Origin of the sequence: Mycobacterium sp., from assembly GCF_044370595.1 — a bacterium.
Lineage (GTDB): Bacteria > Actinomycetota > Actinomycetes > Mycobacteriales > Mycobacteriaceae > Mycobacterium.
Map to the genome: position 1 here is coordinate 1 of NZ_JBILVF010000143.1, position 8,930 is coordinate 8,930.

General features: G+C 65.3%; 11 protein-coding genes. 8 read left to right on the forward strand and 3 right to left on the reverse strand.

Features of this window, described 5'->3' with window-relative positions:
* A partial coding sequence (locus ADBZ5N_RS15200) for a phthiocerol/phthiodiolone dimycocerosyl transferase family protein (protein WP_526258775.1) occupies window positions 1-468 on the forward strand: 468 nt, incomplete at its 5' end.
* A 27-nt stretch (window positions 469-495) separates the two neighbouring features.
* On the opposite strand, the gene ADBZ5N_RS15205 is transcribed toward ADBZ5N_RS15200, so the two are convergent.
* Window positions 496-1,326, reverse strand: coding sequence for a class I SAM-dependent methyltransferase (locus ADBZ5N_RS15205; protein WP_526258777.1), 831 nt, complete (start codon window positions 1,324-1,326; stop codon window positions 496-498).
* Between the two features lie 77 nt (window positions 1,327-1,403).
* Between ADBZ5N_RS15205 and ADBZ5N_RS15210 the strand changes: the two genes are divergently transcribed.
* Genes ADBZ5N_RS15210 through ADBZ5N_RS15220 form a run of 3 tightly spaced genes read left to right on the forward strand, consistent with a single transcriptional unit; the run spans window position 1,404 to window position 3,341 of the window.
* Window positions 1,404-2,099 carry a flavodoxin family protein gene (locus ADBZ5N_RS15210; RefSeq protein WP_526258779.1) on the forward strand — a complete coding sequence of 232 codons (696 nt, stop codon included), beginning with the start codon at window positions 1,404-1,406 and terminating at the stop codon, window positions 2,097-2,099.
* The gene (locus tag ADBZ5N_RS15215; protein ID WP_526258781.1) at window positions 2,083-2,586 is read left to right on the forward strand and encodes a DUF2505 family protein; all 504 of its coding nucleotides are present in this window, start codon (window positions 2,083-2,085) and stop codon (window positions 2,584-2,586) included. Before ADBZ5N_RS15210 ends, ADBZ5N_RS15215 begins: the two co-directional genes overlap by 17 nt.
* The gene (locus ADBZ5N_RS15220) at window positions 2,583-3,341 is read left to right on the forward strand and encodes a nitroreductase family protein (protein ID WP_526258783.1); all 759 of its coding nucleotides are present in this window, start codon (window positions 2,583-2,585) and stop codon (window positions 3,339-3,341) included. The genes ADBZ5N_RS15215 and ADBZ5N_RS15220 overlap by 4 nt, the downstream gene beginning before the upstream one ends.
* 27 nt (window positions 3,342-3,368) lie before the next feature.
* Here ADBZ5N_RS15220 and ADBZ5N_RS15225 read toward each other — a convergent pair whose 3' ends face one another.
* Window positions 3,369-4,157, reverse strand: a complete 789-nt coding sequence (locus ADBZ5N_RS15225; RefSeq protein WP_526258785.1) for an SDR family NAD(P)-dependent oxidoreductase — start codon at window positions 4,155-4,157, stop codon at window positions 3,369-3,371.
* Between the two features lie 65 nt (window positions 4,158-4,222).
* On the opposite strand from ADBZ5N_RS15225, the gene ADBZ5N_RS15230 reads away from it, so the two are divergent.
* The 4 genes from ADBZ5N_RS15230 (at window position 4,223) to ADBZ5N_RS15245 (ending at window position 8,609) form a co-directional block, all read left to right on the forward strand.
* Window positions 4,223-5,005 carry an alpha/beta hydrolase gene (locus ADBZ5N_RS15230; RefSeq protein WP_526258787.1) on the forward strand — a complete coding sequence of 261 codons (783 nt, stop codon included), beginning with the start codon at window positions 4,223-4,225 and terminating at the stop codon, window positions 5,003-5,005.
* A 124-nt stretch (window positions 5,006-5,129) separates the two neighbouring features.
* The gene (locus tag ADBZ5N_RS15235; RefSeq protein ID WP_526258789.1) at window positions 5,130-6,509 is read left to right on the forward strand and encodes a hypothetical protein; all 1,380 of its coding nucleotides are present in this window, start codon (window positions 5,130-5,132) and stop codon (window positions 6,507-6,509) included.
* A 21-nt stretch (window positions 6,510-6,530) separates the two neighbouring features.
* A complete protein-coding gene (locus tag ADBZ5N_RS15240; protein ID WP_526258791.1) occupies window positions 6,531-8,015 on the forward strand; it encodes a flavin-containing monooxygenase in 1,485 nt (494 codons plus the stop codon).
* A 15-nt stretch (window positions 8,016-8,030) separates the two neighbouring features.
* Window positions 8,031-8,609: a hypothetical protein gene (locus tag ADBZ5N_RS15245; protein WP_526258793.1), complete on the forward strand. Its 579-nt coding sequence runs from the start codon at window positions 8,031-8,033 to the stop codon at window positions 8,607-8,609.
* Here the strand turns inward: ADBZ5N_RS15245 and ADBZ5N_RS15250 are convergent.
* Window positions 8,587-8,930 (reverse strand): phosphatase domain-containing protein (locus ADBZ5N_RS15250; protein WP_526258795.1); only part of this gene is annotated, 344 nt, incomplete at its 5' end. The genes ADBZ5N_RS15245 and ADBZ5N_RS15250 overlap by 23 nt on opposite strands.

Sequence of the window (8,930 nt, forward strand, 5' to 3'; positions counted from 1 at the left end):
TACCCCGTGGATTTGCGCTACTTGCTCTCACCGCCGGTGTCGGCGACCGAATGCACCAACCCCGTCGGGATCGCCACCTACCTCGCTGACATCCGCCGCGACACCGACATCGTCGAATTGGCCCGCGATATCAACGACACCTTCAAGAAGGACATCGCCGAAGGTGTCATCCAGCAGTCGTTCCTGCATTTCAGTCCGCAGTACGTCGGCAACCCGCCCGGGCTGCCCGATGTGGTGATGTTCACCGACAACGGCATCGTGCCGCCGATGCCCACCCCGCCGGAGCTCAAGCTGCTCGGCAGTCACGGTGAGCTGTACTTCGCGGTGGGCGCCGGAATCGAGATCTACACCAGCAAGATTTTCGCCGGCCGCCTCATGATCGAGTACCACTCGCACGGCCCGGAGCCGGAAAAGCGCATCGCCGCAATCGAATCGCTGCTGGGAGGGTTCGCGGCCACGCAGGCCTGAGGCGGTCCGGCTCTAGCTGGGGCTGCTTTAGCTGGGGCTGCCGAACTCGTAGACGTGATACTGCAGCGCCTTGCGTAGCGCCGGCGCCAGCCGAACCGCCCGTTTGGCGGCGCGGTAGCGGGCCGTCACGCGGGCGAACGTCCGGGCGTCGAAGAATGTGGCCCGCTCACGCAGGCGCAGCCCGGGTACCCGGCGCAGGATGTCCTGCGGGGAGTTGACGGCCCAATACAGCGTCGACCCGGACCGGCGCACCAGCGTCTGGGTCTTCTGCGATTTGATGGCCAGCCAGTTGAAGAAGTCGATCTGGATTTCCCCGGATTCGAACCGGCCGACCACGTGGCGCAACAGGTCGATGCCCTGTTGCTCGGTGAGATACATGCTGATGCCTTCGGCAAGGAAGAGCACCGGGCGGTCTGCCGGGATGGCCTCGAGCCAGGACGGGTCGGTCGCCGAGGTGGCGGTCAGATGGTAGTTCGGCCGGGTCGGGTACACCTGCTCGCGCAGCGCGATGACGTCGGGGAAATCGACGTCATACCACTCGACGTCCGGCCCCGGATCGACCCGGAACACCCGCGCATCCAGACCACAGCCCAGGTGGATCACCGTGCAGTGCGGATGGGCGGCCAGGAACCGGCGCGCCCAGATGTCGTACTGCGCGGTGCGGACCGTGCATAGCGGCGCCCAGCCGGCGCCGATATCCAGTGTGCTCCAGTCGTAGTCGATGCGGGCGATGGCATCTCTGGCGAACCGGTCGCCCAAAACCGGGCGCTTGAAGTCGGCATCAAGAGCCTTCAGATACAACGTCGAGAGCATCGTCTTGGCCGGGCCGGTCAGGTTCACGGCAACTCTGTCGCGCACCCGTGTGAGAGTATTCCTAGGCGCAGGACTGCGCGAATTCCGTGACCGCCCGAGGAGGCAAAGGTGGTGGGGTTGCCATGACCGACGATGCCGAGACGCCCGACCGTTCGCCCCGGGTGCTGCTGCTGTACTACAGCTACACCGGTCAGGCGCGCAAGGTTCTCGGCGCCGCCGGGGAGGTGTTTCGTGAGCGGGGCTTCGAGGTGCACACGGCACCGATCGTGTTCACCGATCCGCGCTACGCCGAACGGTTCTCACGCTTTCCCATGAACCACGTGTGGCGCGATTTCGTCGGAATGCTGCCCGCGCAGACCATCAAGGCCACCGGGCAGATCCACACCCCCGATGAAGTGCGGCGCAGCGACTACGACCTGGTGTGCATCGGCTCGCCCACCTGGTGGCGTGACGTCAGCATGCCGCTGCGGTCGTTCCTGAAGTCCAGCGAAGCCCGTCCACTGCTCGACGGCACGCCGTTCGCGGTCTTCGTGGTATGCCGGAGGTACTGGCGGGAAAACCTCAATGCCGTCCGCAAACTGGCCGAAAAGGTGGGTGGCCGCTACGTCGGCGCCATCCACTTCACCTATCCGGGTGACCAGGTGAGGTCAATGCTGTCGTTGACCAGTTATCTGGGTTCGGGGGAGTACCGCGAGCGGTACCTTGGCCTGAAGATGCCGCCCACCAACGTCAGCGAGGACCAAGTCGAAGAGAGCCGGCGGTTCGCCGCCAGACTCGCCGATCGGCTGCTGTCGGATCGCCGTGGCGCGCAGCTTTGAGGTCACGACCTCCAACCGTTCGCCTGTTGCTGAGGTTCGGGCGGCGTTCGGGCAGCGGCTCTACTGGCTTAAGCGTCTTGAGGTCTACGGCGGGGACTCCATGTCCCTGGATGCACTCACCGTCGCCGACGACGGCACGATCGAAGTGGTCAGCACCCAGGACATGCGCCGCGGAGCCCTGCCCGCAGTGATCGCCAAGGCGCTGCCGGCCGATTTCGCGTTGCATCGCACCGAAATCTGGAGACCGATGTCCGGCGAACTCCTGCGCGGGGACATCCGAATCGACGCCAGCGGGGTGCGAGGTCGCGCCCGCGGCACCGCCGACGTGACGCCGGAGGCCGACGGCTCCTGCATGCGTTTCAGCGGAACCGTTGAGGTCGGGGTGCCGGTCCTCGGCGGCCAGATCGAGAAGTACATTGCCGCCGAGATCGTCAAGCAGATCCCCGGGGTAGGACGTTTCACCGACGACTGGATAGCCAACCGATGACCACCGAGCCGTCGCCGACGCCGTCAGTCCTCGAAGCCGTTGCGCGACTGGACATGCCGCTCATCGAGGCGATGATGACCCAGCGCGCCATCAGGCGGCTGCGACCCGACCCCGTCGATGATGCGCTCGTCCTGACGTGCATCGAATTGGCGTTGCGCGCACCGACCGGGGCGAATGGGCAGAACTGGGAGTTCATCGTCGTCAAGGATCCCCGGGTCAAGAAGAAGCTGGCCAAGCGATACCGCCAGGCCTGGACGCTCTACTACCAGAAGGTGATCCGCGATGTCGCCTCGTGGGATGAATCGATGGCCAAGACCGCGCGTGCCGTGCAATGGCAGGTCGACCACTTCGAGGAGATCCCCGTGCTCGTGGTGGCCTGTCTGCGGCTGACCGCCCGGGAAGGCCGGGTGCCCTACCTACCCATGCCGCACGCCGCACTGTCCGGCTTCTTCGGGTCGATCTACCCGAGCGTGCAGAACCTGCTGCTGGCCGCCCGAGCCATGGGCCTGGGGGCCTCGCTCATCACGCTGCCGCTGTGGAGTCTGGCCTCCGCCCGCCGGACGTTGGGGCTGCCGCTGTCGGTGACCCCGTGCGCCATCGTGCCGATGGGCTGGCCGCGCGGCCGCTACGGGCCGACCACGCGCAGGCCGGTCGACGAGGTGGTGCACCTGGACACCTACGGAAATCGCGCGTGGTTCGGCAAGGTTGCCTTGACTCCAGGCTCAGGGTTGCTGCGGATCGACGGCCACAACTGACGGTCGGGGGACACCTGCCGGTGCCGCTCAGCGCGGCCGTGCGGCGGCACGCCGCAGCGCCGGCAGCAGGATGCCGTGCGGGGTGAACCGGCCGCCAAACCCCACCATCTTGGCGGCTACGCCGGGCACCACCAGGCGCTTGCCGTCAAGCATCGCGGTGATCGCGGCGTCAGCGACGACATCGGCGGAGGTGGCTGCGAATCCGACACCGGATTGGTCGGCGCCGGCGATCTCCCACCACTCGGTGTGCACCGGTCCCGGGCAGAGGACGGTGCAGGAAACCCCGGTACCGTGCAGGCCCTCCTGCACGGCCTCGGAGAACGTCTGCACGAAGGCCTTGGTGGCCGAGTAGACCGCCGCGTCGGGCAACGGCTGGAACCCGGCGATGGAACCGATGTTGAGCACCGCGCCCGAACCTCGCGCGATCATTCCGGGCAGCGCAGCATGGGTGAGTTCCATCAAGGCCAATGCATTGACGGTGACCTGTTCGGTCTCGCGCGTTCGGTCCAGCGATTGGAACAGCCCGTTGGTGCCGAAGCCCGCGCTGTTGACCAGCCCTGCGGGGGTTTGCTGGGCAACCCGCTCGATCAGGGTGGCGCGGTCGGTGGTCTGGGCCAGATCCAGCGGCAGCACCTCGGCGTGTACCGAGTGCTTCCGGTCCAATTCGTCCGCGAGGTCGCAGAGTCGGTCGGCGCGGCGGGCCACCAACACCAGCGGGTAGCCACGTCGCCCCAACCCGCGTGCGATCTCGGCGCCGATCCCGGAGGAGGCCCCGGTGACGACGACGGGGGTGGTGGCGGGGGCAGGAAGGCTCATGGTGCGGCCGATCCTATTCCGGTCCCGTTTCCGGGGTTGCGTCGCCGGGATCTACGCTGGTCGCGATGCTTGAGGTCATCGACACGGGATCATTCGCCCCATCCCACCGGGCTCCGTTGCTTTTCGTCCACGGCGCCTGGCACGCCGCGTGGTGCTGGAATGAGCATTTTCTCGATTTTTTCGCAGACCGTGGCTACCGTGCGGTGGCATTGAGTTTTCGCGGGCACGGAAACAGCCCGACGGATAAGCGATTACGGGATTGCTCATTCGCTGACTACCTCGACGACATCGCTTCGGTCGCCCACGCGCTGCCCACCCCACCGGTGTTGATCGGCCATTCGATGGGGGGCGCACTCGTGCAGAAATACCTGGAGGGCAACGACGCCCCGGCGGCGGTATTGATGGCGTCGTCACCTCCACAGGGATACCTTCGGTCCGGTCTGCGATGGCTGCGCAGGCATCCGTGGCACTTCACCAAACTCAGCATCACCGGCGAGTCGCTGCCCTATGTCAGCACCCCGGAACTGGCCCGTAGGCGCTTCTTCTCGCCGGACACCCCGGAGGAGCTGGTAGTTCGCTACGCTTCGCGACTTCAGGAGGAGAGTGCACGCTCGGGCCGCGACGGTCTGCTGATGCTGCCCAAGCCGGCCAGGGTGCGAGCACCGGTGCTGGTGCTGGGCGCGCACCAGGACGGTTCCGTCACGCAGGACGAGGTGCGGGCAACTGCCCGCGCCTACCGCACCGAGCCGGTGTTCTTCGGAGATATGGGGCACAACATGATGCTGGAACCGGGCTGGCCAGCAGTGGCCCAGCGAATCGACGAGTGGCTGGTTGCACGCGGGCTCTGAGCTTTGCTGGAGGAGCAAAGCACGACACTTCGGCGGGTAGCCCTGGTTTGCTGCAATCCCGTCCGGTGGATACCATCGGCAGTATCTATCTCCCCGAAATCTGAGAAATCCTGAGAGGGTTGTCATGCCTGCTGCCGTCCGTTCGTACCGCGCCGCGGGTGTGGCGTTGATGGGCGCTGGTGTGATCGTCGCCGCGCAGATCGTGCCACCGCTGAACGACGACGAGTCCCGGGTCGTACGGGCCGCCATCAGCCTCGCCGCCGCGGTTGTCGAGGCGCAACCTTGCACGGGCTACCTCACCGACGGATGCGACATCTGGGCCACGCCGTCCTACGCGCCGGTGGCGCTGGATCAGAACGGTTCGGCCGCCAACATCCCGGCGAACCTTTTCAACGCCGTGATCAGCATTCCGCGGGCGTTCGTGGATGCGATCAACGACCTTTCCTACGCGCTGGAGGTTACCGGCAACTGGTGGGTGTACACCCCTACCAACGTCCTGGGTTTCGACCCGGCCGACCCGCCGAAGGCCACCGCGTTGGCTAACCTGGCGATTCCCTTCAAACCGTTGTCCAATTCGGTAGGCGACCATTTCTCCTGGTGGGCGCGGGCCAACCTTCCGATGAATGCCGGCTGCACCGGGTCTGTGGGACCTGCCTGCGCTGACCCGGCGGCGATCCTCGGCCAGATGTTCCAGGCGCCCTCCTGGGTGCTCAATGCCGGTTACCAGTTCCCTGAGTTGAACAACCCGATCAGCGACGCCGAAGCTGAGATCGGGGAGGAGATCCCGGGCTCGGTAGGCCAGCCGGTGCCCTGGTCGGGCTCCTACGTCAAGCTCGACCCTGCCGACACGGTCAACTCGGTGCTCAACTACCTGCTCGCCGACCCTGCAACGAATACTCCCAAAGCACTCACGCTCGCTGAGATCGGAGCGACGCTAGAGCGGTTCGGTAAGGCTCTAGTGCTCGCGTTCAATCCGTTCGTTCCGCGCAGTTTCCTGTTGAAGGGCTGGCCCTACACAGCGCTAACCCCGCTCTTCTTGCCGTTCGTGCCGACGCTTTGCCCGACCTGCGACCCGGAGAACCCCGGCGGGCCGCCGCGGCAGCTGCAGCAGGCCGCCGCCACCGCCATTCTGGCCAGCGCCGAGGCGGCTGACCCGGACCTCCCGTCGACGAGCCTGGACGCGGCGGCGGTCGCCGTCGCCAACCCGGCGGTACCGACGATGGCCGACGATGCCGCCGTGGATTCCGCGGACCGGACGGTGCCCAAGCCGGCGACGGCGGACCGGACGATACCGAGCACTCCCGCCGAACTGGACCCCACCGCAGACGTCCCTGCAGAGGATGTCGCCGGAGCGACCCTCGCCGCGGAATTTGATACCGCCGCCGATAAGCCGGCCGCCGAGCCCGCGGCCAAGCAGCGCAGGGGCCAAGACTCCTCGGCGGACCGATTGCGGGGCCACTCCGCACGCGCCGCGGCTGACGCCGGCGAACAGGCCGGTGGATAGACCTATCAGAAGGAACACCCCGTGAGTACCGATCAACTGGATGCGGTGATCGTCGGCGCCGGGTTCGGGGGGATGGGCGCGGCGATCCAGCTCAACCGCCTCGGCTACGACAACCTCGCGATCATCGACCGTGAGGACGACCTCGGCGGCACCTGGCACGTCAACCACTACCCGGGCTTGACCGTCGACGTTCCATCGACCACCTACTCGTACTGGTTCGAGCCCAACCCGTACTGGTCGCGGTTGTATGCGCCCGGGGTGGAGTTGAAGCGATACGCCGAACACGTCGCCGACAAGTACAACCTGCGCCGTTACCTACGGTTGAACACCACGGTCGAGGGCGCCCGATGGGATGAGGACGCCTGCGTCTGGGTGGTGACCCTGGCCGGCGGTGAAACCCTGCGTGCCCGCTTCCTGGTTGCCGCGACCGGCTACCTGTGCCAGCCTCGGAGGCCCGATATTCCCGGCATCGACACCTTCGAGGGCAAGGTCATACATGCTGCGCGCTGGGACGATAGCTACTCGATGGATGGCAGGCGGGTGGCAGTGATCGGGACCGGGTCGACCGGCGTGCAGCTCATCCCGGAGTTGGCCAAGGTGGCTGCCGATCTGACCGTCTACCAACGAACCCCGATCTGGGTGATGCCCAAACTTGACTTCGGATTCGCCCCTGCCGTTCAGCGGACCTTCGCGCGGGCGCCCCGCTCGCAACAGTTACTGCGCCGGTCGACCGACAACTTCACCGATCTGCTGGTGCTGATCGCGATGTGGAAGTACCGCTACTTCAAGCCGGTCAGCTATGTGGTCGGGGCAATCGCGGGGCTGCACCGCTTCATCTCGGTGCGGGACAAGAAGGTTCGTCGGGCACTGAAGCCGAACTATTCCTACGGCTGCAAGCGTCCCACGCTGTCCAACACCTACTACCGGGCGTTCAACCAGCCGAACGTCCATCTGGAGACAGCGGGAATCGACCGAATCGAGTCCGACGGCGTGGTGGGCCGCGACGGCACCAAACACGTCATCGACACGCTGGTGCTGGCGACCGGTTTCGATGTGTGGAACGCCAACCTGCCGGCGATCGAGGTGATCGGCCGGGGCGGCCGCGATCTCGGTAAGTGGTGGCGGGAGAACAAATTCCAGGCTTATGAGGGCTTGTCGGTTCCGGCGTTCCCCAACTTCCTGTCGTTGTCCAGTCCCTATGCCTGGGTCGGTATGTCGTGGTTCGACACCGTCGAGTGCCAGATGCGGCATATGAATCGTCTCTTCACGGAGTTGCAGCGGCTCGGCGCAAGCACTTTCGAAGTCACCGACGCGGCCAACTCGCGTTTCCTCAACAGGATGACCGATTTGCTGGAGGATTCGGTCTTCGTGCTGGGCAGTTGCGCCAGCTCACGGTCCTACTGGTTCAACGAATCCGGTGAGGCACCGTTGTTCCGTCCGACGTCGATCCGCAGTGCCGTGGGTGAGCAGGATCGGTTCCCGTTGGCGGATTACGCGATCGCCTGAGATAGGATTTGCTGCATGACTAGTTTTGAAGATCCAGCTAAGGGCTTGGGCGACCGGGTGGACATTGAGGTCGGCCCCGACGTCGTTGTGGAGAGCGTCGTCGAGAGCCGTAGAGCACCGCTCGCACGGCGCAGCCAGCTGGCAGGCTTGCCGTTGCTGCTCGGGGTGATCTACCTTCTGGTCAATATCTTTATTCTGGTCCGCTTACCGAGTGTTTTCGGGTTGAGCGCAGTCGGTAAAAATGTCAACAGCACCATCTCTTTGCTGTTTCTCCTGGCCAGCATCGTGACATGCCTAGTGCTCATTGTCCTCGGCATTGCCGCCCGCCGCGACGAGTCCATCGGTCAGGGCAGCGGGCGATACATGCGAACACTTGCTCTACCAATCCTGCTGGGCCTGCTCGCGCCTCTGCTCACAATTTGGAGCCTGCATGTCAGCAAATCTTCCAGCGAACGCTTTGCCGAGTCGACGAAGCCCTGCATCGAGGTCTACGAGAAAGCGGCCGCCATCGCCAAGGACAATCCGAGGTTTCGGATGCCCCCTACCGACCGCGATGAGGTTCGATGCACGGTTAACGCCGTCCTGGGCCGGTAAGTTCGGCGCGAACTTCCACCAGGGTCTCTTCATCGCACAGTCCCAGTTCGTTGGAGAGTTCGGCGGCCTGGGTAGCGTCCGCCACTAGATGCAGGGGAATGCCCTCGGTGCGTAGTTCGGTTGCGCGTGAACGCAGTTCGATATTGCGTTCGTCGTCGTCATCCCCGACTTGGCGGATCAGGATAAGCGCCGCCCGGTCGGGGAACTCGCGGGCCATTTCCTCGTAGGTGAGGGCGTCGCGCTGACCGCTGTCGCCGATCAGTACGAACGGCATGCTGGGGTAGGCCGCCAAGAGTCGGCGAATTGCCGTCCGTTTGTGTT